Here is a 25,872-nt window from a genome sequence, read left to right on the forward strand (position 1 = left end):
CGCCATGATGAGACCCCGGGGGGTTTCATGGTGCTGTCGATCGGCGTAGCCGTCATGTGCGTGGTGTTGGCGATCGGAGTGATCTGCGTGATCCTCCCGCGTATCGGCAGCGCGGGCGCTCTCGGTGTGTTCCTGAGGGTCGGAGCCCTCTCGGGAGCGGTCTCGGTCGGTGCGGCCGTGCTGGACATCATGGCGTCGAACGGAGCCGGAGACCTGACCCGGGTCGCCGCCGACACCACGATGATCCTCGCCCCCGCACTGCTGTGCGCCGCCCTCGTCGTGACGCCCGATCGCCCCCTCACCCGATCCCTGCCGATCGCGGTGGCCGTCGCCGCCGTGGCCGCCCTGGGCTTCACCCTCGCGCCCGCCGCGGTCACGACGATCAAGGCGTTCACCCTCGCCCTCGCCTGCGGCCTCTGCGCCGTCCTGGCGTTCCGGGCGAGCGCGCTGCCCCGCCGATCCCGCTTCGTGCTCACCACCGCGATGGGCGCATACGCGCTGTACTCCACGGCTCGTGGCGTCCTCTCGCTCGAGAGCGACTCGTTCGACCCCGTGTTCTCCCCCACCGGTGTCATCGTGGCCGGCATCTCGGCGATGCTGTTGACCGGCGTCTCGATCGTCATCATCGGCCTGCCCTCCGCGGGTGCCACCGCCGGGGGCCGCCGCCGGGGGGCCTCGATCTCGATCGGCGACTGGAATCTCGCCACCGCCGCCTTCGGCCGCGAACGCGTCCGCGTTCTGCTGCTGGATCTGCGCCGGGCCGCGCGAGATCTCGACCCCTCGACCGTCGACTCGCTGCACGGCGTGGAGATCTCTGTGCCGTCGGCGATATCCGCGCTGCGGGAGCGCTTGGCCGCCGACTACGGCTGGCGCCCCGAGGAGGTCGAGTTGCTCACCGACGCGACACCCCGGCGGCGGCCGCGGATCACCGTCTGAGCGCTCGCACCCGCACGCGCGTTGCCTCGGCCGCGTCATCGACCGGTGCCGTCGCACGGCTGCTCCGCAACAGGTCCGAGAGCAACCGAGAGCCCCGAACCGTCGGGCTGCGCACCCGATCGCGGCCTCAGCGCACCGCGGCCGCGATCGCCGCGATGTCGGCGGGCGTCGAGCGGCAGCAACCGCCCACCAGACGCGCGCCGGCGGCGACCCACGAAGGTGCCGCGTCGGCCAGGGGCGCCGTACCGCCATGCCAGGTGCGTGTGGCGGCGTCCCACCTCTCACCGGTGTTCGGATACGCCAGGAGCGGGATGCCGGGAGCCTCGGCGAGCGCGGGAAGCACCGTCTCGGGCGCGCAGCAGTTGACGCCCACGGCGAGCACGCTCGAGACCGATGCCGCGGTGCGCAGGGCCTCGGCGCGGGCGCCTCGGTGCGCGTAACCGGTGCTGTCGGCGGAGACGCTGACGAAGGCGGGGACACCGAGATCATCGAGTTCGAGGGCGAGCGCCTCCACTTCGAGAACGGAGGGGATGGTCTCGACGGCGAGGAGGTCGGCACCCGATTCGGCGAGAACGTGCAAGCGGCGGCGATGCGCGCTGCGCAGCTCGTCGAGACTCAGCCCGTAGGAGCCGGTGTACTCACTGCCGTCGGCGCGCAGGGCACCCACCGGGCCGACGGAGGCCGCGACCGCCACATCGCCGGCCTCTCGCGCGAGAGACACCGAGCGGCGCAGGAGCGCCTCGACCTCGGCATCCGGGATCTCTCCCCCGAAACTCAGCTGGTACGAGGCGGTGATGACGACCTCGGCTCCCGCGGCGACGAACTCGGCGTGGGCCGCGCGCACCTCGTGGGGCTCGTCTCGCAGCACGCGGGCCGACCACAGCGCGGAGGTGACGTCGTTGCCGCGCGCCTCGAGCAGGGTGCCCAGGCCGCCGTCGAGGACGACGGGGCGTCGGGTCACGGTGGCGACGAGGTCGATCACGCCTCGTGCGTCTCGCCCGCCGCGAGCACGCGCAGAGCGCTCGCGAGAAGGGCCTGGTCGTGTCGGCTGACATCGCGGAGCGCGTCGGCTTCGAGGCGGACGAGCTCGGTCATCGCCGCGTCCACGCGCTCGATGCCCTCGGCGGTGATCGCGACGAGGATCGCGCGGCCGTCGGAGGGGTTGGGGCGGCGATTGACGAGTCCGCGCTCGGCGAGCTTGTCGAGGCGGTTCGTCATGGCGGCGCTGCCGATCATGGTCGCTGTGATCAGGCGCGTTGCGCTGAGCTCGGTGCCGGCGCGGCGGAGCACGGCGAGAACGTCGAACTCCCAGACGGCGATGTCGGCGCTGGCGAAGGCTTTGGCGCGGAGCTTCGACAGGTGGAAGGCCGCGCGGCGCAGGCGCGACATCACGTCGAGGGGCGTCAGGTCGACGTCGGGCAGCAACTGCGACCAGGCGTCGATGAGGAGGTCGACCTCGTCGTCTTTACTGCTGGCAGTGGGCACACCTCGACGGTACCCGAGCCGCGGGGTGGTGCGGCGCGCGACGGGCGGAGCGGGCGTTTCGCGCGCCCCGGGAAGGAACTCGTCGGGTGTCCAGAACACGCCGCGTCGGCACGGTCCCGCGCGGCGTGTCATGGACACTCGACGCGGGCGGGCACCGGATGCCGGGGCCCCACGCGGTTCAGCGCGAGCGCGGCGGCGCGGTCGTCGCCCGCGCGACGAGGCGCGTCGGGAGTTCGATGTGCGTCTCGGGCAGGGTCTCCCCGGCCAGCAGCGCGAGCACCATCCGCACGGCCTCGGCGCCGAGGCGCTTCATCGGCTGGCGGACCGTGGTCAGGGCGGGTTGCGCGCGGGCGGCCTCGGGCACGTCGTCGAAACCGACCACCGACAGATCGCCGGGCACGCTCAACCCCCGCGCGGCGGCGACCTCGATGATCGACAGCGCCGAGAGATCGTTCGCGGCGAACACCGCCGTGGGCGGGTCGTCGAGCGAGAGCATGGCCTCGGCGGCTTCGCGCGCGACGTCCTGCTCGTAGCGTCCGACGCCGACCAGCGCGGAGTCGAACGGGATCCCCGCGGCGGCGAGCCCCGCGCGGTACCCCGAGGCGCGGGCGACCGCGGAGCGCAGATCGGGCCGCCCCGCGATGAAGCCGATGCGCCGGTGACCGAGCTGCACGAGATAGTGCACGGCCTGCTGCGCGCCGGTGTAGCTGTCGGACTCGACGGTCGGCAGGTCTCCCCGGCCCGTGTGCGGGTCGATGGCCACGATGGGCACCTCTCCCGAGACGTTGACGACCGTGGGCGTGACGATGATCGCCGCATCGATGAGCGTGCCGCTCAGCCGGCTCAGCGAGCGGCGCTCCCAGCCCTCGCCGTCGCGACGCGCGCCCGTGTAGGCCAAGAGGTCGTACCCGGTGTCGGACAGGGCTCCCCCGACTCCCTTGAGGATCTCGGCGGAGAACGGCTCGATGTCGGCCACGAGCACGCCGATCACGCCCGTCCGGCGCGAGCGCATGCTGCTGGCGACGAGGCTCGACTCGTACCCGAGGGTCTTCACGGCGTCCAGGACCCGCCCCACGGTCTCGGGCGACACCCCGTAGCGCCCGTTCACCGCCTTCGACACCGTGGCCACCGAGACCCCGGCCGCCGCGGCGACGTCGTGGATGGTCGCGCGCCTCGTCATGGCATCCGACCATAGCGTGGAAAACATTTTCGAAAACGTTTGACGTTCGCGCGAGACCCGGGCGACACTGCTGACACCTCGGCGGGCAGCAGACCCCGAGAAGCGCACGAACGGCGAAGCAGCCGAACACCGACGCGTCCCACGGCGCACCTCGACGAAGAGAAACGGGAATCACATGAACACGCGCAAAATCCTCGCCGGAGCGGCCCTCGCCGTCGCCGGAACACTCGCCCTCGGTGGCTGCGCCGCGGGCGGCGGCGGCCAGAACGCCGACGGTTCGGTCACGCTGACGCTGTGGCACAACTCCACCACGGGTGACGGCAAGAAGTACTGGGAAGACACGGCCGCGGCGTTCGAGGCGGCGAATCCCGGCGTCACGATCGAGATCCAGGCCCTGCAGAACGAAGAGATGGACGGCAAGCTCCAGACCGCCCTCAACTCGGGCGACGCCCCCGACCTGTTCATGGCTCGCGGCGGCGGCAAGCTCGCCGACATCGTCGCGGCCGGCCAGGCGATGGACCTCACCGACAAGATCACGCCCGAGGTCAAGACCGCTCTCGGCAACTCGCTCGGCGCCTTCGAGGTCGACGGCAAGAACTACGGCATGCCCGTCGCCGTGCTCCCCTCGGGCATCTTCACCTCGCAGGATCTCCTGTCCGCGGCCGGCGTCTCCGCCGCCCCCGAGACGATCGACGAGTTGCAGGCCGCCGACGCGAAGATCCGCGCCACGGGCGTCGCCCCGATCGCCGTGGGGGCGAAGGACGCCTGGCCCGCGGCCCACTGGTACTACAACTTCGCGCTGCGCGCCTGCTCGAAGGACGTCCTGGACACCGCGGCGCAGAGCCGCAGCTTCGACGACCCGTGCTGGCTGCAGGCGGGTGAGAACCTCGAGTCGTTCCTGAAGACCCAGCCCTTCAACGACGGCTTCCTCACCACGGCGGCCCAGCAGGGTGCCGGTTCGTCGGCGGGCCTGCTCGCCAACCACCAGGCCGCCATGGAACTCATGGGTGCCTGGAACCCCGGCGTGATCGCCTCGCTCACGCCCGATGAGAAGCCCCTCGCCGACCTCGGTTGGTTCCCCTTCCCCGAGGTTCCCGGCGGCAAGGGCGAAGAGGGCGCGATCATGGGCGGCGTCGACGGCTACTCGTGCTGGGTCAACGCCCCCGCGCAGTGCACCGACTTCCTGAACTTCCTCGTCAACAAGGAGAACCAGGAGAAGTACGCCGCGGCCTTCCAGACCATCCCCGCCTCGAGCGAGGCGACGGATGCCGTCACCACCCCCGCCCTGCAGTCCGCGCTGAAGGCGTACACCGACGCCCCCTACGTCTCGGTCTGGCTCGACACCCTGTACGGACAGAACGTCGGCAACGCCCTGAACGTCGCCGTCGTCGACCTGTTCGCCGGCAAGGGCAGCCCGCAGGGCATCGTCGACGCCGTCAACGCCGCCGCTTCCCGCTGAGGACGCCGACCATGACCACCCAGCTCGCCACCTCGGCGACCGACGCCGGGTCAGGCCGCCCGGCCGGGGATGGCGCCACACGCGCCCCCTCGGCCGGGCGGCCGACCGCGCGGCGGCGGCTCGAGAACTGGCGCATCCGCGGCGAACTCGCGATCCTCCTGGGCCCCGCCCTGGTGGTGTTCGTGTCGTTCGTCATCCTGCCCGTCGCCCTCGCCGCCTACTACGGCTTCTACAAGTGGTCGGGCTTCGGCGCTCCCGTCGACTTCGTGGGGCTGCGAAACTACATCACCATCCTCACCGACCCGGCCTTCCACGAAGCCCTCGGCCACAACGCGTTCATCGTCGTCGGATCCCTCGTGCTGCAGGGACCTCTCGCGCTGGGCCTCGCGCTGCTGCTGAATCGCAAGATGCGCGCGCAGTCGCTCATCCGCGTGCTGATCTTCGTGCCCTACGTCATCTCCGAGGTCGTCGTGGGTCTCGGTTGGGGCCTCATGCTGCAGTCGGGCGGCGCGCTCAACGGGGCTCTGGAGAAGATCGGGCTCGGCTCGCTCCGCGCGGACTGGATCTCCGATCCGGCGCTGGCGATCTGGACGCTGCTCATCATCATCACGTGGAAGTACATCGGCTTCGCCGTGATCCTCTTCCTCGCCGGTCTCCAGGGCATTCCCGAGGAGCTGAGCGAGGCCGCCGCGATCGACGGTGCCTCGTACTGGCAGATCCAGCGCCACATCGTCCTGCCCCTCATGGGACCGACGATACGCATCTGGGCGTTCCTGTCGATCATCGGCTCCCTCCAGCTGTTCGACCTCGTCTGGATCGTCTGGGGCCAGTACGTCGCCTCCACGGCGGGGACCTCCACGATGGCCACCTACATGGTCGCCAACGGTCGCAATGCCGGCAGCTTCGGGTACGGCAGCGCCGTGGCCGTGGTGATGTTCCTCATCTCGCTCGCCGTCGCCCTCGTCTATCAGCGCTTCGTGCTGCGGCGCGACACGGCCGGCGCTCTCACGGGAGGTTCGAAATGACCGCCACCGCCACCCTCGTCACCCCTCGCGGCGGGAGGACCCCGCGCCGACGCCCCGCCGGAGCGAACCGCGGCAGCTCGGTGTTCGTCGGCTTCGTCGCCCTGCTGCTGATCGGGATGATGCTCGCCCCGGTGGTCTACATCATCCTCGGCGGCTTCCGCTCGAACGCCGAGATCACCGTGGATCCCTCGGGCTTTCCCACCACCTGGAACTGGCAGAACTACGCCGACGTGCTCGCGAGCCCCGCGTTCTGGGGCCAGGTCGGCAACTCCGCGATCGCCGCGATCGCGACGACGGCGTTCGTCGTCGCGCTGGGCATGATGGCGGCCTACGGCCTGGCCCGGTACCGCTTCCGCGGGCGCGGAGCCGTGTACGCCCTGTTCACCGCGGGCCTGATGTTCCCGATGACCGTCGCGATCACGCCCCTGTACATCCTGGTGCGCAATCTCGGCCTGACGAACTCGCTCGCGGGCGTCATCGTGCCGCAGATCGCCTTCGCCCTGCCCCTGACGATCATCATCCTGTCGCCGTTCCTCGCCGCCATTCCGAGCGAGCTGCAGGAGGCCGCCTCGATCGACGGGCTCGGCCGTCTCGGCTTCTTCTGGCGCATGGTGCTGCCTCTCGCGGTGCCCGCGGTGGTGACGGTCGGCATCCTGGCCTTCGTCAACAGCTGGAACTCGTACATGCTGCCGCTGTTCATCCTCAACAACGAGGCCGCCTACACGCTGCCGCTGGGCACCCAGGCGTTCGCCTCGCAGTACTCGGTCGACACCGCCCGAGTACTCGCTTTCACCTCTCTGTCGATGATCCCCGCTCTGCTGTTCTTCAGCGTGTTCGAGCGACGGATCGTGGGCGGACTCACCGGTGCCGTGAAGGGCTGATCCCACGATGACCATTCAGAACACCGACGTCGGCGCTGCCCGCACACGGGGGATCACCCCTCGGGTGAAGGCCCTCGTGGCCGACATGACCCTCGACGAGAAGCTCGCCCAGCTCGTCGGGTACTGGGTCGACCAGGGCGACGAGGTCGTCGCCCCGCTCTCGGGCGAGAAGGTCACCTCCACCGCCTACGTGGATGCCACCGCTCACGGGCTCGGCCACCTCACGCGCGTCTACGGCACGCGGCCCGTCGACCCCGTCGAGCGCGCCGCCTGGCTGTGGGGCGAACAGCGCCGCCTGCAGGACGAGACGCGCCTGGGCATCCCGGCGCTCGTCCACGAGGAGTGCCTGACCGGTTTCGCGGCGTGGAAGGCGGCGACCTTCCCCACCCCCCTCGCCTGGGGAGCCTCTTTCGATCCGGATGCCGTGGAACTCATGGCATCCGCGATCGGTCGATCGATGCGCGAGGTGGGGGTTCACCAGGGCCTGGCGCCGGTGCTCGACGTCGTACGCGACGCCCGATGGGGCCGGGTCGACGAGTGCATCGCCGAGGACCCCTACGTCGTCGGGACCATCGGAACGGCCTACGTGCGCGGGCTGCAGGCGGCGGGCGTGCACGCGACACTCAAGCACTTCGTGGGCTACTCCGCCTCACGCGCCGGCCGCAACCACGCACCCGTGTCGGCCGGTCGGCGCGAGCTGCAGGATGTCTTCCTCCCCCCGTTCGAGATGGCCGTGCGCGACGGCGGGGTGCGCAGCGTCATGAACTCGTACACCGAGATCGACGGCGTACCGGTGGCCTCGAACCCCGAGCTGTTGACGGATCTGCTGCGCCGACGCTGGGGCTTCGACGGCACGGTCGTCTCCGACTACTTCGCCGTGGAGTTCCTCCGATCGATGCACGGGATCGCGGCCGACCGCGGCGAGGCCGCGCAACTCGCCCTCGAGGCGGGGATCGACGTCGAACTCCCGGGGCCCGACGCGTATCCGCACCTGGCCGAGCGGGTGGCATCCGGAGCCCTCCCCGAAGCCGTGGTCGACCGTGCCGTCCTGCGCGTGCTGGCCGAGAAGGAGGATCTCGGGCTGCTGGATGCCGACTTCTCCGCGGCCCCGACCGCGGTCGACCTCGACGACACCGAGCACCGCGCGCTCGCGCGCCGTCTGGCCGAGGAGTCCGTCGTACTCTTGCGCAACGAGGGCGTGCTGCCGCTCGCCTCACCCGGACGGATCGCGCTGATCGGCCCGAACGCCGACAGTACCGACGCGCTGATGGGCTGCTACTCGTTCGCGAACCACGTGCTCGCTCACCACCCGAGCTTCCCGCTCGGCTTCTCACTGCCGACCGTGCGCGAAGCCCTCGTCGAGCGTTTCGGCGAGATCGCGTACGCCGAGGGATGCACGGTCGAGGGGACCGATCTCTCGGGTCTGGACACGGCGGCCGCCCTCGCCCGCGACGCCGAGGTGGCGATCGTCGTCGTCGGCGACCGCGCCGGGCTCTTCGGGCGCGGAACCGTCGGCGAGGGCAACGACGCCGACTCCCTCGACCTGCCGGGCGTGCAACGCCAGCTCGTCGAGGCGGTCGTGTCCACGGGAACCCCTGTCGTACTCGTCCTGCTGACGGGCCGTCCGTACGCCCTGGACTGGGCGCTCGACACCGCGGGCGGTCCCGCCGCGGTGCTGCAGGCGTTCTTCCCCGGTGAGGAGGGCGCGCCGGCGCTGGCAGCGCTGTTGGCGGGGGATGCCACTCCCTCGGGCCGTCTGCCCGTCTCGCTCCCCCGTTCGGCAGGCGCGCAGCCGTACTCGTACCTGCACCCGCTGCTCGGCGGACCCTCGGGGGTGACCAGCACCGACCCGACTCCGGTGCGGCCGTTCGGGTTCGGGCTGTCGTACACGTCGTTCGAGCGTGGCGAGCTGCGGGCGGACGGGGTCGCGTCCGCCGGAGCGGCACCTGCCGAGGGCGTCGGCTTGAGCGTTGAGCGGGGCGCCGGTGTGTCGGCATCCGGAGCTTCTGCCGAGGTGCGCGCCGGTGACGCGTTCACCGTGTCGGCGCGCGTGACGAACACCGGAGACCGGCACGGGGCGGACGTCGTGCAGGTGTACGCGCACCGCGCGGTGGCCAGCGTGACACGCCCGGTGGCGCAGCTCGTGGCGTACGCGCGGGTCGAGCTCGCGCCCGGCGAAAGCGCCGAGGTGCGCTTCACCGTGCCCGCCTCGCGGCTGGCCTACAGCGACCGTTCGATGCGGCGCGTCGTCGAGGCGGGCGAGGTGGAGCTGCGGCTCGGGTCCTCGTGCGCCGACGTCGACGAAGCGGTGGCGCTGCGGATCGTCGGGCCGACGTACGAGCTGGGCGTCGAGGACGCGCGGATCGTCGAGGTCGAGGTGCGGCGGGGCTGACGGCGCGGGCGGGGTGCGAGACAGACCACCGCATCGGCTCTCGCACCGGTTTTTGCACCTGCTCGGAACCGCGCGGCGAGCAGTGGCGACCGGTGACGCACGCAGCCCCGCGCTTCAGCTGGTGCTGTCGAGGATGAGTCGTGTCGCTTCGTGGGGAACGTCCCACTGCGGAAAGTGGCCGCATCGTTCGAACCAGTGCAGCGAAGCGTCGGGGAACAGGTGGATGGCGCGATCGGCCTGTTTGGGCACGGTCACCAGGTCGCGCCGACCCCACCCGATCGTGACCCGGCCGGGTACCGTGCCCGCGGGGGCGCCCTGTTGCAGGGGGCCCTTGGTGAGGGCATTCATGGCGGCTCCGACCGAGGGGGAATCGGCCAGTCCGCGCACGTCCGGCAGCACCGTTTCCCGCGAAAGGACCCACGGTCGCGCTGACAATTGCGCCAGAAGCACCGTCCGTCCGACGGGATTACTGAGCAAGGCGGGCAGAACGCCGCGCAATGCGCGAACCAGCACGATCGACGGCCGCAGCGTGGCGGCGAAGACAGCGCGCTCGCGGGGACTCCAGAACCCGCCAGGGTCCAAAGCGACGCTGTCCCCGCCCACTCCGCGCCGCGCAAGCTCGAGCACGATTCGGCCGCCCATCGACTGCCCGACGGTTGAGACCCCCTCCAGTCCCTGCTCGCGGATGAAGTCCGCGACGGAGTCGGCCAGCGTGGCAATCGAGACGTCACCGGACAGCGGCGGTGTCTCACCGAATCCCGGCAGGTCGATGGCGATGACCTCACGGTGCCGGGCCAGCTCATCGAGGATCGGAGTCCAAGATCGCCAGCCTGCGCCCAGGCCGTGCACCAGCAGCAGTGGGCTGCCACTCCCGCGTCGAACATGATTCAGCGTCATGTTCGCAACGCTAACCCGGGTACTTTTCGAGCGCTCGGCGACTCGGACGATTGCGTCGGTCAGCATCGAGGCGTATAAGAGGGAGCTGCGTTTTCCCGGCGAGCGCCACGGTCACGACGGTGCCGCCCGGCGTGGGCGCCGGGTTCGGGTTTTCACGGCCGGCGGGATGCCAGGAAGTCCGCCGTCGCGTTCAGGAGCCGGTCGGCGTCATCCCGCGTGTTGTATGGCGCAAGCCCGACACGGAGAGCACCACCATCGCCGAGTCCGAGTCGTCGTGAGGCCTCGATGGCGTAGAAGTGACTGGCCGGGGCATTGATGTCGCGGCTCGCGAGAAAACGGGCGAGTTCCTGATCGCGACCGCCCGCGACCGAGATGAACAGGGTCGGAGACCGACGCGCGGCACGCGAGTGCACGGTGAGGTCGTCGAAGGCGGCGAAGCCGGTCTCGATGACTTCTCGCAGATCGGTCTCGTGCTCGTCGATCGCTTCGACCGCTCGGACGAGGCGTTCGCGGCGGGTTCCCTCGGGGCCGCCGATCGCGGCGATGAATTCGACCGCGGCCGTCGTGCCGGCCATCAGCTCATAGGGCAGGGTGCCGAGCTCGTATCTTTCGGGATCGGTGTTCGGCGAGGTCGCCAGCTTGTCGGGCTGCAGCTGGCCGAGAAGATCCGATCGCATCGTGACGGCCGCACAGTGTGGTCCGAGGAACTTGTACGGCGAGCAGACGAAGAAGTCCGCACCGAGCGCGGGGACATCCACCAGCGCGTGTGCGGCGTAGTGCACGCCGTCGACGTACAACAGCGCTCCGACGCCATGGACCGCCTCGGCGATCCGGGGGATGTCCGGCATGGTGCCGAGGACGTTGGATGCGGCGGTGACCGCCACCAGCCTGGTGCGCTCCGAGAGCTGCTCGCGAACGGCATCCGTCGACAGCTCTCCGGTCGCCGGGTCGAAGTCCACCCATCGGACGGTCACTCCGGTGCGTTCGGCCGCGATCAGCCAGGGCTGCACATTGGAGTTGTGGTCCAGCCGGGTGACGACCACCTCGTCACCGGCCTTCCACGTCCGCGAGATGGCCCGAGAAAGATCGAAGGTGAGCGCCGTCGCGCTTCGTCCGAAGACGACCGTCTGGCTCGGGACGTTCAAGAAATCTCCGAGTGCGGACCGGCACGCCTCGACGATGCTCGTGGCGTTGCGTTCGGCTTGAGTGACGAGACCCCGGTTGGCGAGCGGAGCGAGAAGCGCCTCGCCGATGGCGGCAGCGACGCTGGTCGGAGTCTGTGTCCCGCCGGGGCTGTCGAAGAACGCGGTGCCGCCACGAAGCGCGGGGAAGTGCGAACGGATGTCGTCGACATCCAGCGTCGAGGGGACCGTGGAGGGCTTCATGACTCTTCTTTCGCGGGGTGCATGACCGGTGCATCGGGGTGCGGGCTCTGTCCCCCGGCCGGGGCAACGAGCGACGCTGTCGTCCATCGTGGCCTCTCGACCCGTTCGCGTAAACTGATGCTTTCTAAAGGGAGAGTTCACACTTCATGAATGACCCGATGAACCTCCGCTGGTTGCGCAGCTTCACGGCGGTCGTGGAACACGGTTCCATGGCGGCCGCAGCCGCGGAACTGGGATACGTGCCGTCGGCGATCACCCAGCACATCGCCGGACTCGAACGGGCGTTGGGGGTGGAACTGCTCGTCCGCCGACCCGGGAGTCGGATCGCCATCACGGCCGCCGGCCGCGCCCTCTTGGCGGCCACCGGTCCGCTGCTGATCGCCAACTCCGAATTCTCCGACAGCCTGCGTTCGATAAGCCGCTCCGAGGCCCCCGATCTCACGCTGGGAACGCACGGAACGGCACTGCAGTACCTGCTTCCGCGCGTCTTCTCGTCCCTGCAGAAGGACCCTTCCTGGCCGCGTGTGAACGTTCGCGAAATGGAGACGCCGGATGCCATCCCCCTCGTGCGATCCGGGGCGCTCGATCTGCTCGTCGGCTACCGGTACCTGCCCGCAGACTCGCCGCGGGCCGACGATCCGCTGACGGTGACGCTGGTGCGCAGGGAGCCCATGCTGCTGGTGGCCGCGCCGGAGGCGGGTCTGACATTCGAGGAACTGGTCGACAAGGATTGGGCCCTCGGGCATCGCTCTCTGGGAGATCGACGTCTTCTGGGCTCCTGGTCGGAGCGCTTGCGCTTTCGTTTCCACGTGGCCTTCGAGAGCTCGGACCCGAATTGCCTGCTGACTCTTGCGAGCGAGGGCCTCGCGGTCAGCGTGGTGCCCGCCACCGTCGTCGCCGCGGGACTCGAGCGGGGCCTTCGCGTACAGATCGTGCACCCTCCTGCCGGGATCGAGCCCTGGCATCGGGAGATCCTGGTGGTCACGCGCCCGTCGTTCCAGCCCCCCTTCCTTCCGGGGTTCATCGAGGGCCTGCGGGCCGGCCTGGATGCCGCAGAGAAGACGATCGAGACCTCCCGCCAGGGGTGACTCTCTGCGATTCGGCCCGCCACGGGACTCCGCCTTCCACAACCTGACCGCAGCCCCCTGCCGAGCTGAAGGCCACCCCGCAAGGGACCGACGGGGGGCCGCGGGAGCGGCGGCCGTCTCTCTCGCCCCACGCAGGAGAGCCCTCGCCGCCAGAACCACCGCCGTCAACGGGGAACGACACGGCCGAGACGGCGCGTTAGCGTGGATCCACGTCGTCGACGCCGCGAGAGGACCGCTTTGCTCCACAACGAGACCACTCCCCCGGCATTCGCCGCGCGCCCGGAGCGCGTGGACGTCGACCAAGGCGCCGTCGTCGGCAACCCGGCATCCCGTGTGCATCCCGACCACGACGACGCTCGCGCCGACCCGTGGTCGATCGACCTGGAGCGCATCCAGTTCTCGCCGTACTTCTCGCGGCTGTCGGCCGTCACGCAGGTCGTGTCGCCGTCGATCGGCGGGGCACCCGTGCACAATCGACTGACCCACACGCTCAAGGTCAGCGCGATCGCACGCGTCGTCGCCCTGCAGCTCAACACGCGCTCGCGGCAGGCCGGCGAGGGCGACGTCTGCAACGCCACGGTCGTCGAGGCCGCCGCCTACGCCCACGACCTCGGGCACCCGCCCTTCGGCCACCTCGGCGAGACCACCCTCGACCGCCTCGCGCGCGAGGAACTGGGCCTGCCCGACGGCTTCGAGGGCAACGCCCAGACCTACCGCATCCTCACCGCTCTCGACGTCGTCGAGAACGCCCCCCGCGGACTCAACCTCACCGCGGCCGTGCGCACCGCCTCGGCGAAGTACCCGTGGGCGCCGTCGGTCGACGCGGCCGACGTCGAGCGGATCGGCCCGCCCCGCGGCATCCGTCGCTCTCCCGACGGCGCGTACCGGGTGCACAAGTACTCGGCGTACGACCTCGACCTCGAGGACCTCGTCGAGGCCCGGCACGGGGTCGATGCCGAACCCCTGCGCCAGAGCATCGAGGGCGCCGTCATGGATCTCGCCGACGACATCGCGTACTCGGTGCACGACGTCGACGACTTCTACCGAGCGGGGATCCTCGACCACGCGCCCATCGCGGCGGAGTTCCGCGGCTGGCTCGACGACGTGCTCGAGTGGCGCGACCGCGACGACACCGAGGTGCGCGCCGAGCTCATGCCCGGGGCGGGCCTCGAACGCCTGCGGAGAAAGATGCGCCGCGACGACCCGTGGATCGCCGACGACGAGGCCTTCCTCGCCGCCGTCAGCGACGTGGATGCCGAGATGGTCACCGACCTGCTCGCGCGCCCCTTCGACGGCTCGCTGACGGCCGAGCGCCGACTCGCCGCCTTCACCGATCGGTGGATCCGCCGGTTCCAGGAGTCGGCGCGTCTGCGCCCCCTCGACACCCCCCGAGCGGGGCCGGTCGTGCTGTCACCCTGGGCCTGGCACCACGTCGAGGTGCTGAAATTCGTGCACAAGCGCTTCGTGCTGAGCCGCCCCGACCTGGCGATCCAGCAGCGCGGGATGAGTCGCATCCTCGCGCGGTCGGTGCGGGCGCTGGGCGAGTGGCTCGACGACGACCTCGATCGCGCGCGCACCCCGCGGCGTCTGCGCGAACTCATCGCCCTGGCCCGCGAGCAGTACGCGACCCTGCCCGCGGAACGTCGCCCTTCGGATGCCGACGCCGAACGCCTCGCGCGCTCCCGCGGGATCGTCGACTACGTGGCATCGCTCACCGACTCTCAGGCCTTCGCGCTGTCGGAGGCGATCTCGGGGCGTGCCGACCGCCTGTGGGCGCTGGGGCAGCGGCTGTAGGGCCGAGCGCCGGCGGATGCCAGGGCGTCCGCGACCTCAGGGGATCAGGCGCGCCGCACGATACCGCTCGAACAAGCGCGTGAACGAGTCGCGCGTGCGGTGATGCTCGGTGAAGCCCGCCAGGCGGCTCTTCGACATGTCGGTCATCACCTCGATGTCGCGTCCGAGATCGGCATCCGTGTGCCACCACGACGCGACGCGCTCCAGGTCGGGCTCGACGAGACCGTGCTGCGCGACGATCTCGGCCCACACCGGTGCCGCGTCGGCCATCTGCTGCGCGAACGGTCGGGGGGAGGTGTCGAAGCCCTCGGCCTCCACTCCGAGGTCTGCGGCGATGCGCGGCCACATCCAGCGCCAGCGGAACACGTCGCCGTTGGCCGTGTTGAAGGCCTCGTCGGCGCCCTCGGGATGAGTCGCCGCCCACACCATCTGATTCGCCAACAGATCGGCATCGGTCACATCGGTGAGGCCGTTCCACTGCGTCTCGCTGCCGGGGAAGACGAGCGGGCGACCCGTGTGACGGCTGATCGCCGCGGCCACGGCGATCGTGAGGCCCATGTTCATCGCGTTGCCGACCGCGTGCCCGAGCACGGTGTGCGAGCGGTGCACCGACCAGGTGAATCCCTGACGCTGGGCCGCGGCGAAGAGCTCATCCTCTTGCGCGTAGTAGAAGTTGTCGACGTCGAGGCGCGGCTCGTCCTCGTGGAAGGGGGTGTCGGGCATCTCGCCCTGGCCGTAGGCCTCGAACGGGCCGAGATAGTGCTTCAACCCGGTCATCAGAGCGACGTGCCGCACCGGCGCGTCGGCGAGCGCCGCGAGCAGATCGCGCACCATTCCGCCGTTGACGGCGATGTTCTCGGCCTCGGTGTCCTGCCGCGACCACGCGGTGAAGAAGACGTGCGTGACCGGGACACCCCGCAGCGCCGACGTCAGCGCCTCGAGCGAGCGCAGATCCGCCGACCGCCAGGTCACTCCCGGTCGCGCCGCCCCGGCCCGTCGCGACAGCGCCGTCACCTCCCAGCCGTCGTCGATCAGTCGATCCAGCAGGGCGCCGCCGGCGATACCGGTCGCGCCCACCACGAGGGCATGTGAGGAGTCAGTCAAAACGAGGGTTCCCATCGGTCGAGGTGAACGAGGGGCAACCGTGGTTGCTCGGCGGGTATTCCTCGCCTGCTCGTCGCTCCCCAGGTCCGTGCCGCTTCGGCCGCCCCCGCGCGGCGCCGGCGTCCTACGCCCCGACGGCGTCGCCCTGATCGGTCGGCTTACGCCGCGACCCCGGATGCCACGGCATCCATGTCCCGAAAAAGGCGGCCCGAGCACCCTGAAGGCCGCACGATCCGGGACACGAACCCACCGAGACCGGGACGGGGCGCTCACGCGCGGAGCGCGCACCCCGCGAACGAGATGTGCCCCGGATCCCGGGCAGCCCACCGCCACCAGGGATCCGGGGCACGGTCCGCTCGCCGAGGCGGTAAGGGGCACCTCGGCGAGCGGGGCGCGTTCCGAGCGAACGGAACGGGCACGTGCCGCACCGCCCCGGGGCTCGCGCTCCCGGGGCGGCGGGGATCAGAGGCCCTGGGCCAGGCGGTAGTACGCCTGGTTCCAGCGCAGCTCGCTCTGGAAGCCGCGGACCGTGGTGTCCTCGTCGATGACGACGAGCTCGGTCTTCGCGATCTCGGCGAAGTCGCGGAACACCTCGATGCCCACGGCCGTCGTCATGACGGTGTGGTGAGCGGCACCGGCGGCGAGCCAGCAGCCGGCAGAGGTCGCGAAGTCGGGGGCGGGCTTCCAGACCGCGCGGCCCACGGGCAGCTTCGGCAGGTCGGGCGCGTCGACGTTCTCGACGACGTTGGCCACCAGGCGGAAGCGGTCGCGCATGTCGCTCATCGCGACGACGAGCGCGGGACCCGCGTCGGCGGTGAAGACCAGGCGCACCGGGTCGTCCTTGCCGCCGATGCCGAGCTCGTGGATCTCGAGGCGAGGCTTCTTCGTGGTCAGCGAGGGCGAGACCTCGAGCATGTGCGCGCCGAGGATGCGCTCCGACCCGGGCACCAGGTCATAGGTGTAGTCCTCCATGAGCGAGGCGCCGCCGGGCAGGCCCGCACCCATGACGTTGGCGACGCGCACGAGGATCGCCGTCTTCCAGTCACCCTCGGCGCCGAAGCCGTAGCCCTCGGCCATGAGGCGCTGCACCGCGAGACCGGGAAGCTGCTTCAGCGCGCCCAGGTCTTCGAAAGAGGTGGTGAAGGCGCCGAAGCCGCCCTGCTCGAGGAACGAGCGCAGGCCCAGCTCGATCGCCGCGCCGTCGCGCAGCGACTGATGACGCGCGCCGCCCGGGAGCAGTTCGTCGACGACGTCGTAGCTGTCGATGTACTCCTGCACGAGCGCGTCGATGTCGGCATCCGATGCCTGCTCGACGGCCTCGACGAGCTCGTTGACGCCCCACGTGTTGACCTGCACGCCGAAGCGCAGTTCGGCCTCGGTCTTGTCGCCCTCGGTGACGGCGACGAAGCGCATGTTGTCACCGAAGCGGGCGAGCTTGAGGGTGCGGGCGGCGGTCCAGCCGGCGGCGGCGCGCTCCCAGTCCTCGATCTGCTGGCGCACGGCGGGGTTCGAGACGTGACCGACGACGGTCTTGCGCGACACACCCAGGCGCGTCTGGATATACCCGAACTCGCGGTCGCCGTGGGCGGCCTGGTTGAGGTTCATGAAGTCGAAGTCGATGTCGTTCCACGGCAGCTCGACGTTGGCCTGCGTGTGCAGGTGCAGCAGCGGCTTCTGCAGGGCGTCGAGCCCCGAGATCCACATCTTCGCGGGGCTGAAGGTGTGCATCCAGGCGATCACGCCGATGACGTCGTCGCGGCCGTTGATCTCCAGCGCCATGCGTCGGATGCTGTCGGAGTCCTTCAGCACGGGCTTCCAGACGACCTTCACCGGCAGGCCGGAAAGGCCCTCGACCACGGCCTGCGACTGCTCGGCGACCTGCTTCAGCGTCTCTTCGCCGTAGAGGTTCTGGCTGCCGGTGACGAACCAGACCTCGTAGCCGCCGAGGTCGTTCTTGAGGGGAGTGCGGGTCATGTCTTTTCCTTCGTGAGGGGTCTTCAAAGGGATGCCACGGCGGCGGCCTCGACGGCGAGTCCGGCGCGATAGCGGTCGAGGTAGGACGAGAAGCCGGCGACATCGGCGGGTTCGGGCTCGGCGGTGACGATCGGGGCGGTGGCGAACACCGTCTCGCGCAGCCACGTGTCGAGGTCGCGACCCGACTCGTCGGCGACGTAGGCCGCGAGCACGGCCATGCCCCACGCGCCGCCCTCGGAGGCCGTCTCGGCGACGGCGACGGGTGCGTCGAGAGCCGCCGCGAGGAAGCGCTGGGCCACTCCCGCAGTGCGGAACATGCCGCCGTGCGCGTACATCTTGTCGAGCTGCACGCCTTCGCCGTGGAGGACGTCCATGCCGAGCGCGAGCGTGCCGAAGACGCCGTACAGCTGCGCGCGCATGAAGTTCGGCAAGGTCAGGCGGCTGTCGGGCGTGCGCACCACGAGCGGGCGCCCCTCGTCGAGGCCCGCGATGGGCTCTCCGGCGAGGTGGTTGTACGCGAGGAGCCCGCCGGCGTCGGCCTCGCCGTTCAGCGCCGCCTCGAAGAGCGCCGTGTACGTGGCATCCGGCGTCACCGGGGTGCCGGCCGCGGCGGCGAACGCGGTGAACATGTCCGCCCAGGCGGCGAGCTCGCTCGCGCCGTTGTTGCAGTGGACCATGGCGACCGCATCGCCCGACGGCGTCGTGACGAGGTCGAGCTCGTGGTGCACCCGGCTCAACGGGCGCTCGAGCACGAGCATCGCGAAGATGCTCGTGCCGGCACTGACGTTGCCCGTGCGGGGAGCGACGGCGCAGGTGGCGACCATACCGGTGCCCGCGTCGCCCTCGGGAGGAGCGAACGGGATGCCGGGACGCAGGGTTCCGGTCGGGTCGAGGAGCTGGGCTCCCTCCGGGGTGAGGGCGCCCGCAGCCGTACCCGCGACGAGCACCTTCGGCAGCAGGGCTTCGAGGGCGGGGATCCGCCCCGCGGCGAGCGCGTCGTAGCGGGCGACGAGCTCGGCGTCGTAGTCGCGGGTCGCGGAGTCGATGGGGAACATGCCCGAGGCATCCCCCACGCCCAGGACCTTCTCGCCGGTGAGCTTCCCGTGCACGTAGCCGGCGAGGGTGGTGAGGAAGCGGATCTCGGGCACGTGGGGCTCGGCGTCGACGACGGCCTGGTGCAGGTGAGCGATCGACCACCGGAGCGGGATGTTCACGCCTAGCAGCTCGGTGAGTTCCGCGGCAGCGACACCGGTGTTGGTGTTGCGCCACGTGCGGAAGGGGGCGAGCAGCTCGCCCTCGGCGTCGAACGCGAGGTAGCCGTGCATCATCGCCGACACACCCATCGCGGCGTAGCGCTCGGGGGTGACGCCGAAGCGCTGCTGCACGTCGGCGACCAGTGCGGCGTACGCGGCCTGCAGGCCCGACCACACGGCATCCAGCGAGTAGGTCCAGAGCTTGTCGGCGTAGACGTTCTCCCACTCGTGGGATCCGGTCGCCAGCACCTCGGCATCGGGGCCGATCAGGCACGCCTTGATGCGGGTGGAGCCGAGCTCGATGCCGAGGCTGGCCCGGCCGTCAGTGATGTGCGCGTTCATCGGCGGTCGTCCGTGCTCTGTCCGTAGACGTTCTGGTAGCGGTTGTAGAGGGCGTCGATCTTGTCCTGCGGGATCGGGATGAGCGGGCCCGCCTCGCGCGCGATGTGCACGGTACGGGCGACGTCTTCGAGCATGACGGCGGCCTTCACGGCATCCTTCGCGTTCGTGCCGATCGTGAAGGGGCCGTGGTTCTGCATGATGACGCCGCGCGAGCGGTGGCCGCGCAGGGTCTCGACGATGCCGCGACCGATCGAGTCGTCGCCGATGATCGCGAAGGGGCCGACCGGGATGGGACCGCCGAACTCGTCGGCCATCGCCGTGATGACGCAGGGGATCTCTTCGCCGCGGGCCGCCCACGCGACGCCGTAGGTCGAGTGCGTGTGCACGACGCCGCCGACCTCGGGCATGTGGCGGTATACGTAGGCGTGGGCCGCGGTGTCGCTCGAGGGGCTGCGCTCGGAACCGGGGGTGCCGGGGATGGCGTTGCCGTCGAGGTCGCAGAGGATCATGTTCTCGGGAGCGAGGTCGTCGTACGAGACGCCCGAGGGCTTGATGACGAACAGGTCGGCACCCGGCACGCGACCCGAGACGTTGCCGCCGGTCCAGACGATGAGGTTGTAGCGCACGAGCTCGGCGTGCAGCTTGGCGACGTCGGCGCGCACGGCGTCGATCGCCTGCTGCACCTCGGGCGTGAACGGGGCGGCGTCGGACACGCGGTCTCCTTCGACGGTGGTTCGGGTGGCGGGGCGCGGCGCCCTCGCATCGCAATGTTACCGGTAACATCGCCGCGGCGCGAGAGCTTCATGAGCCGAACTCCTGAGCGATCAAGGAGCCCGCCCGCCCCACCCGACGATTTCGAGGCTTCCCCGCAGCCTCGACCCCGAAACTCAGGAGTTTCGCTCGGTCACCGACCCGTGTCGCGAGCGGAGACCACCCGCAGGGGCCGTGGAGTCCCGCACCACCAACTCCGGCTCCGCCGGGAGCTCCGCCGCATGCCCGAGCACAGCGGCCACCGCGTACTCGGCCTCGCCCTCGACGTCGAGGCGCACCGTGGTGAGCGCGGGCGTGTAGAAAGCGGCATCCGGGTTGTCGTCGAACCCGGTCACCGAGACGTCCGCGGGGACGCGCACCCCTCGCGCAGCGAGACCGGCGACGAGCCCCAACGCCATCTGGTCGTTGGCGACCGCCACAGCCGTGGCCCCCGCGGCGACCCGCGCGGCGACCTCAGCCGCAAGCGCCGAGCCCGAGGCCGCGCTCCAATCCCCCTCGACACGGCCGACGAGCGACAGCCCCCGACGGGTCACGGCGTCGGCGACCCCCGCGGTGCGGGCGAGGGCCTCGCGCCAGTCGGAGGGTCCGGCGAGCTCGACGATCGAGCGATGTCCGAGGTCGGCGAGATGATCCACGACGAGGGCAGCCGCATCGCGTTGGCGGGTGCCCGAGGCGCCGTACAGCGGCACGATCGGCACGTCGTACCCCTCGAGAGGAGTGACCCCGTGCGCTGCGACCAGCACGACCCCGTCGACTCCCTGGGCGAGCAGGTGCCGCACCGCGGCGTCGATGTCGGCGGGGTCGTCGGAGTCGGTGTACGCGGTCGAGATCCACCGCCCGCGCGCCCGCGCCGCCCGTTCGAGAGCGGCGATGCCCGCCGAGGGCCCGTGCAGGACGGCATCGGATGCCACGACCCCCACCGTGCGCGTCAAACTCGTGCCGAGCGCTCGCGCGGCATTGTTCACGCGGTAATCGAGGTCGGCCACCGCGGCGAGAACGCGCTCGCGCGTGCTGTCACGGATGCCGGCGTAGCCGTTGAGCACACGCGAGACGGTCTGCGTCGAGACCCCCGCCGCGGCCGCGACCTCGCGCACGCCGATGCGCTTGCCCCCGACCTCGCCGCTCATGGTCCCTCACAGTAGCGGCGCGCACCCCCCTCGGCTCACCGGCGCCGCTCGCTGTGCGATGGCGCGATGACACCGCGCACCGGGATCCCCCATCGCGGGCGCATGGGAACGAACGCGGGACATGGCGCGACGGTAGGAGCGGGACGACGACATCGACAGGCGATCGAGAGCGTCCACGCCACCCCCGATGAGACCGCTCCCGTAGACGGGGCGAACCCGCCGACGCCCCCCTTACAAGACGCCGACGGGCCCGCGTCTACTCTCGCGCACGAAGGGCGGCGATTGACTCGTAGTTGCGGCGGATCAGCTCGCGGTGGTTTGATTCGACCGCGCGTGTCGTCGCGACCGTCCATTCGATCGGACCACCCGCGAGAACGCCCGCGGCCTGTCTCGCCGCGCCGAGGGCGACATACTCCCCCGCGGCCGGCACGACGATGTCGGCGTCGAACACCTCGGCGGCGATCCGCGCGACACCCGCATTGGCTGCCGCCCCGCCGACGAGCAGGATCCGCCGCACCTCGACGCCCTGCGCCTGGATCGCCTCGAGTCCGGCCGCCAGCCCGCTGAGCATGCCCTCGATCGCGGCGCGAGCCAGGTTCGGTCGGTTCGTGGATGCCAGGGTCAGCCCGTTCAGGGAGGCTTTGGCGTTCGGGAGATTGGGCGTGCGCTCCCCTTCGAACCAGGGAACGAGCACGACACCGCCGGCGCCCGGCTCGGCCTGCAGGGCGAGGGCGCCGAGCTCCTCGTGGGTCACGCCGAGGAGACCCGCGATCGCGTCGAGCACACGCGCCGCGTTCAGCGTCGCGACGAGCGGCAGGAAACGGCCGGTCGCATCTGCGAAACCGGCGACGGCGCCCGTCGTGTCACGCGTGGGGGCCTCGGCGACGGCGAACACCGTGCCCGACGTCCCCAGCGACACCACGACATCGCCCGGACCCGCCCCCAATCCCAGAGCGGCGCCGGCGTTGTCGCCCGCACCGGCGCCGACCAGTGCGCCACCCGTCAACGTGCCGGCGCTCTCCCAGGGCCCCAACACGCGCGGCAGCAGCGCATCGTGGCCGAGAGCGCGACGGAAGAGGTCGAGGTCGTAGCCGTCGGCGCCCCAGTAGGCGGTGCCCGACGCATCGGAGCGGTCGGTGACCAGCTCCTCGAGAACGGCGTTCCCCGGGCCGAAGCCGCGCAGACGCCAGGTCAACCAGTCATGCGGGAGCGCGACGGCGGCGACTCGCGCGGCGTTCTCGGGCTCGGCGTCGCGCAACCAACGCAGTTTGGTGCCGGTGAACGAGGCGACCGGCACGGCGCCCGTGCGCTCGGCAAATGCCTCCGCGCCCACCTCGTCGATGAGGTCGCGAGCGGCCTGCGCAGACCGGGTGTCGTTCCACAGCAGGGCGTCGCGGATCACCGCGCCCTCCGCATCCAGGACGACCATGCCGTGCTGCTGACCCGCGATCGACACCGCCGCGACGTCGTCGAGACCGCCGGCCTGTGCGATGGCATCCTGGAGCGCCTTCCACCAGGCCTCGGGGTCGACCGAGGTCCCGGCGGGGTGCGAGGCGCGCCCCTCGCGCACGAGCTTCCCGGTCTCGGCGTCGACGACGACGACCTTGCACGACTGCGTCGACGAGTCGACTCCCATGACGAGCGCCATGCTCTGCCCTTCTGTCCGCCACGCCTTCGTCGGCGCGGCTCGTGTGGTTTTGTCTCTGGGCCGCAGCCCGTAACGCGCCGGGCCGGGGCCGGGGCCCTGCCCGAGCCCCAACCCCTCCGTTGAGTGTCCAAAACACCCGGAGTGATTTCGAAATCGTCCGGGTGTTCTGGACACTCAAGGCGGGTGCACGGCGCCGGAACGGGCGTGATGCCCGCGCCGACGGCGAGCCGGGACGGGCCTGGATGCCGCGGCATCCAGGCCCGAGAGGCTCAGCGCGCGCCGAGCAGGTGCTCGGTGGCGAGCTGCTGCAGGCGGACGAACCCGAAGCCCTTGCCGCCGAGGTAGGCGTCGGTGTCGAAGTCCTCGTAGGCCGAGCGGTCGGCGAGGAAGTCGTCGTAGGTCTCGCCCTCGTTGAGCGTCGGCTGGGCGAGTTCGGCGACCTTGGCGGCCTCGAGCGCCTCCTGCACCTCGGGGTCCGCGCGGAAGGCCGCGGCGCGCTCCTTGAGCAGCAGGTAGGTGTTCATGTTGGCCGAGACGGAGTCCCAGACACCCGTCTCATCCTCGGTGCGCGAGGGCTTGTAGTCGAAGTGACGGGGGCCGTCGTAGGAGGGCACGCCACCGGGGCCGCCGTTCTCGAGCAGGTCGACCAGGGCGAAGGCGTTGTGCAGGTCGCCGTGGCCGAACACGAGGTCCTGGTCGTACTTGATGCCGCGCTGGCCGTTGAGGTCGATGTGGAAGAGCTTGCCGTGATACAGCGCCTGGGCGATGCCGGCGGCGAAGTTCAGGCCCGCCATCTGCTCGTGACCGACCTCGGGATTCAGGCCCACCAGCTCGGGGCGCTCGAGCGAGTCGATGAAGGCGATCGCGTGACCGAGCGTGGGCAGCAGGATGTCGCCGCGGGGCTCGTTCGGCTTGGGCTCGATCGCGAAGCGGATGTCGTAGCCCTTGTCGGTGACGTAGTCGCCGAGCAGGTTGACGGCCTCGCGGTAGCGCTCGAGCGCCTGGCGGATGTCCTTCGCGGAGTCGTACTCGGCGCCCTCGCGGCCGCCCCACATGACGAAGGTCTTGGCGCCCAGCTCGGCGGCGAGGTCGAGGTTGCGCAGCACCTTGCGCAGAGCGAACCGGCGCACCTGGCGGTCGTTGGAGGTGAAGCCGCCGTCCTTGAAGACGGGGGCGGAGAAGAGGTTGGTGGTGACCATCGGCGTGATGATGCCGGTGTCCTTCATCGCGCCCTTGAGCCGGTCGATCTGCTTCTGGCGCTCGGCGTCGGTGGAGCCGAAGGCGAAGAGGTCGTCGTCGTGGAAGGTCAGGCCGTAGGCGCCGAGCTCGGCGAGCTTCTCGACGACGTGCACGACGTCGAGGGGCTCACGCGTGGGGCCGCCGAAGGGGTCGGTGCCGTTGTAGCCGACGGTCCAGAGTCCGAACGAGAACTTGTCATCGCGGGTGGGGGTGGGCATTCCTGCTCCTTCGCATGGACGCACGGGCACGCGGTGACGCACCTCGGGTTTGTTGGTGCTCACAACATATACCCCGGATGCCGTGGCGTCCAGCGCTCGGCTCAGATTCCCAGGGCCGAGTCCACGACGGCGAACACCGCGGGATCCCAGGTGAGGGCGCGCTCCCACGGCAGTCCGAACCCGTCGGCGAAGAAGATGCTGTGGACGTGGTCGGGGAACGAGTGCCGGTCGATGACGGGCACCACCTCGAGGGGGACGTCGTCGGCCCGGCCGCTTCGCAGCGAGACCAGCCCGTCGTGCGGCCAGAGCTGCGCGGGCTCGGTCGCGGCCGCGAAGTGACCCGCGCCGATCGCGGTGACGGGGATGCCGTCGAGCACACCCGCCTGCGTCTGATTCCACCCCCGCAGGAAACGGCGCGACACCTGCTCGGCCGCCCCTTGCGAGTTGGCCGCCGCGTACGCGAGCGCCTGCTCGAGGATCGCCGTCGTCGCGGGGTCGCCGTGGGCATCGGCCGGGGCGAGGTCTCCCGCCACGGCGTCGCCGAGGACGGCACCGTCCCACGGCGTTCCCAGCGTCACGAGCCGGTCGATGCGCGGTCCGTCGGTTCGGAGCTCGCGGATCGCCGCCCGAGAGAACAGTCCGCCCATCGAGTGGCCGACGAGATCGACGCTCCCGAGCCCGTGCTCGTCGCGGAGCCAGCGGACGAACGCGGCGAGCGCGACACCCGCGTCGTCGACGGCCCCGACCGCGTTGACCGTCACCTCGGCCGGCAGGACGAGGGGCACGTCGTCGAAGCCCTGCCACCCGGCATCCCGCTCGACCGTCCCCACTCCCATCCGGGCGGGAGCGGTGAAGGCCGCGACGCCGGCGGAGACGAAGTGATCGCGCAGAGCGGTGAGCGTGTTGCCCGCGGCCAGGCCCGTCGCCGCGGCGCGTTCCGGGTCGGTGTACGGAGTGACGGCGGCGCCACCGGAGACGAGGACGACGGCATCTGCCACGGAGACTCCTTCGCGGTTCGGATCCCGCTCAGCGCGGGAGCGCGTCTTCGATCGCGGCGACGACCTCGGGGGCGTCGGGCTGCGTACGCGGGCTGAAGCGGGTCACGCGCCCGTCGGGGGCGACGACGAACTTCTCGAAGTTCCACGAGATGCGGCCGGTCTTGCCCTCGGCATCCGGGGTCGAGGTCAGCTCCTTGTACAGCGGATGGGCGTTGCGCCCGTTGATCTTCACCTTCTCCGACATCGGGAACGTCACGCCCCACGTCGCGGAGCAGTACTCGGCGATCTTGTCGTCGTCGCTGAGCTCCTGCAGGAACTGGTTGCTGGGGAAGCCGATGACCGTGAAGCCGCGGTCGCCGTACTGTTTGTGCAACGCCTCGAGGGTTTCGTACTGACCCGCGAGACCACAGCGCGAAGCGACGTTCACCACCAGGGCGGCCTTGCCGTCGGTCAACGCGCCGAAGGTCGTCTGCTCGCCACGGATGGTCGTGATCGGGATGCCGGAGAGGTCCATGCTCCGATCCTGGCACCGTCCGCTTTGCCCGGGGTGGGAATCCCGGCGCCCGGCGCGCCGATCCGGAGCAGCGCCCCGCACCAGGCCTCGCCCCGCACCAGGCCTCGCCCCGCACCAGGCGGCGCCCCGCACCAGGCGGCGCCCCGCGCAGAAACGCGATCC

At 70.7% G+C, this 25,872-nt stretch carries 21 protein-coding genes; 7 read left to right on the plus strand and 14 right to left on the minus strand.

Annotation, left to right across the window (positions count from 1 at the left end):
- Positions 1–27: 27 nt before the first annotated feature.
- Entirely contained in the window at positions 28–936 is a 909-nt protein-coding gene (locus tag OVA17_RS03140; protein ID WP_267788118.1) for a hypothetical protein, read from the plus strand.
- Between the two features lie 127 nt (positions 937–1,063).
- On the opposite strand, the gene mmuM is transcribed toward OVA17_RS03140, so the two are convergent.
- The 3 genes from mmuM to OVA17_RS03155 form a co-directional block, all read right to left on the minus strand.
- Complete coding sequence (gene mmuM, locus OVA17_RS03145; RefSeq protein ID WP_267788120.1) at positions 1,064–1,918, minus strand: homocysteine S-methyltransferase; 855 nt, start codon at positions 1,916–1,918, stop codon at positions 1,064–1,066.
- Entirely contained in the window at positions 1,915–2,421 is a 507-nt protein-coding gene (locus OVA17_RS03150; RefSeq protein WP_210072902.1) for a MarR family winged helix-turn-helix transcriptional regulator, read from the minus strand. Before OVA17_RS03150 ends, mmuM begins: the two co-directional genes overlap by 4 nt.
- A gap of 178 nt (positions 2,422–2,599) precedes the next feature.
- Positions 2,600–3,601 carry a LacI family DNA-binding transcriptional regulator gene (locus tag OVA17_RS03155; protein WP_267788122.1) on the minus strand — a complete coding sequence of 334 codons (1,002 nt, stop codon included), beginning with the start codon at positions 3,599–3,601 and terminating at the stop codon, positions 2,600–2,602.
- A gap of 175 nt (positions 3,602–3,776) precedes the next feature.
- Between OVA17_RS03155 and OVA17_RS03160 the strand changes: the two genes are divergently transcribed.
- From OVA17_RS03160 to OVA17_RS03175, 4 genes are read left to right on the plus strand one after another with little or no spacing between them, the layout of a single operon-like run.
- Positions 3,777–5,060, plus strand: a complete 1,284-nt coding sequence (locus OVA17_RS03160; protein WP_210072900.1) for an extracellular solute-binding protein — start codon at positions 3,777–3,779, stop codon at positions 5,058–5,060.
- A gap of 11 nt (positions 5,061–5,071) precedes the next feature.
- Entirely contained in the window at positions 5,072–6,085 is a 1,014-nt protein-coding gene (locus OVA17_RS03165) for a carbohydrate ABC transporter permease (protein WP_267788123.1), read from the plus strand.
- Entirely contained in the window at positions 6,082–6,966 is an 885-nt protein-coding gene (locus OVA17_RS03170) for a carbohydrate ABC transporter permease (RefSeq protein WP_267788125.1), read from the plus strand. The genes OVA17_RS03165 and OVA17_RS03170 overlap by 4 nt, the downstream gene beginning before the upstream one ends.
- 7 nt (positions 6,967–6,973) lie before the next feature.
- Positions 6,974–9,358 carry a glycoside hydrolase family 3 N-terminal domain-containing protein gene (locus OVA17_RS03175; RefSeq protein ID WP_267788126.1) on the plus strand — a complete coding sequence of 795 codons (2,385 nt, stop codon included), beginning with the start codon at positions 6,974–6,976 and terminating at the stop codon, positions 9,356–9,358.
- A 114-nt stretch (positions 9,359–9,472) separates the two neighbouring features.
- Here the strand turns inward: OVA17_RS03175 and OVA17_RS03180 are convergent, their stop codons facing one another.
- Positions 9,473–10,321, minus strand: a complete 849-nt coding sequence (locus OVA17_RS03180) for an alpha/beta fold hydrolase (RefSeq protein ID WP_267788127.1) — start codon at positions 10,319–10,321, stop codon at positions 9,473–9,475.
- 86 nt (positions 10,322–10,407) lie between these two features.
- Complete coding sequence (locus OVA17_RS03185) at positions 10,408–11,640, minus strand: cysteine desulfurase-like protein (protein WP_267788128.1); 1,233 nt, start codon at positions 11,638–11,640, stop codon at positions 10,408–10,410.
- A 146-nt stretch (positions 11,641–11,786) separates the two neighbouring features.
- Between OVA17_RS03185 and OVA17_RS03190 the strand changes: the two genes are divergently transcribed.
- Both OVA17_RS03190 and OVA17_RS03195 read left to right on the plus strand, forming a co-directional pair.
- Positions 11,787–12,728, plus strand: coding sequence for a LysR family transcriptional regulator (locus tag OVA17_RS03190; RefSeq protein WP_267788130.1), 942 nt, complete (start codon positions 11,787–11,789; stop codon positions 12,726–12,728).
- Between the two features lie 237 nt (positions 12,729–12,965).
- Positions 12,966–14,522 (plus strand): deoxyguanosinetriphosphate triphosphohydrolase family protein, encoded by a 1,557-nt coding sequence (locus OVA17_RS03195; RefSeq protein WP_267788131.1) that lies wholly within the window; start codon positions 12,966–12,968, stop codon positions 14,520–14,522.
- 36 nt (positions 14,523–14,558) lie between these two features.
- Here the strand turns inward: OVA17_RS03195 and OVA17_RS03200 are convergent, their stop codons facing one another.
- From OVA17_RS03200 to OVA17_RS03240, 9 genes are all read right to left on the minus strand, one after another.
- The gene (locus OVA17_RS03200) at positions 14,559–15,641 is read right to left on the minus strand and encodes an SDR family oxidoreductase (protein WP_267788132.1); all 1,083 of its coding nucleotides are present in this window, start codon (positions 15,639–15,641) and stop codon (positions 14,559–14,561) included.
- A 447-nt stretch (positions 15,642–16,088) separates the two neighbouring features.
- Positions 16,089–17,600, minus strand: a complete 1,512-nt coding sequence (gene araA, locus OVA17_RS03205; RefSeq protein ID WP_267788134.1) for an L-arabinose isomerase — start codon at positions 17,598–17,600, stop codon at positions 16,089–16,091.
- A gap of 23 nt (positions 17,601–17,623) precedes the next feature.
- Positions 17,624–19,195: a xylulokinase gene (locus OVA17_RS03210; protein WP_267788136.1), complete on the minus strand. Its 1,572-nt coding sequence runs from the start codon at positions 19,193–19,195 to the stop codon at positions 17,624–17,626.
- Positions 19,192–19,908, minus strand: a complete 717-nt coding sequence (locus OVA17_RS03215; protein WP_210072879.1) for an L-ribulose-5-phosphate 4-epimerase — start codon at positions 19,906–19,908, stop codon at positions 19,192–19,194. Before OVA17_RS03215 ends, OVA17_RS03210 begins: the two co-directional genes overlap by 4 nt.
- 174 nt (positions 19,909–20,082) lie before the next feature.
- The gene (locus tag OVA17_RS03220; protein ID WP_210072877.1) at positions 20,083–21,093 is read right to left on the minus strand and encodes a LacI family DNA-binding transcriptional regulator; all 1,011 of its coding nucleotides are present in this window, start codon (positions 21,091–21,093) and stop codon (positions 20,083–20,085) included.
- A 256-nt stretch (positions 21,094–21,349) separates the two neighbouring features.
- Positions 21,350–22,741 (minus strand): xylulokinase, encoded by a 1,392-nt coding sequence (gene xylB / locus OVA17_RS03225; protein WP_267788139.1) that lies wholly within the window; start codon positions 22,739–22,741, stop codon positions 21,350–21,352.
- A gap of 269 nt (positions 22,742–23,010) precedes the next feature.
- Complete coding sequence (gene xylA / locus OVA17_RS03230) at positions 23,011–24,198, minus strand: xylose isomerase (protein WP_210072873.1); 1,188 nt, start codon at positions 24,196–24,198, stop codon at positions 23,011–23,013.
- A 101-nt stretch (positions 24,199–24,299) separates the two neighbouring features.
- Entirely contained in the window at positions 24,300–25,196 is an 897-nt protein-coding gene (locus OVA17_RS03235) for an alpha/beta fold hydrolase (RefSeq protein WP_267788142.1), read from the minus strand.
- A gap of 28 nt (positions 25,197–25,224) precedes the next feature.
- The gene (locus tag OVA17_RS03240; RefSeq protein WP_210072869.1) at positions 25,225–25,710 is read right to left on the minus strand and encodes a glutathione peroxidase; all 486 of its coding nucleotides are present in this window, start codon (positions 25,708–25,710) and stop codon (positions 25,225–25,227) included.
- Positions 25,711–25,872 lie beyond the last annotated feature (162 nt).

Source organism: Microbacterium sp. SL75, from assembly GCF_026625865.1.
In the GTDB taxonomy this organism is placed as follows: Bacteria; Actinomycetota; Actinomycetes; order Actinomycetales; family Microbacteriaceae; genus Microbacterium.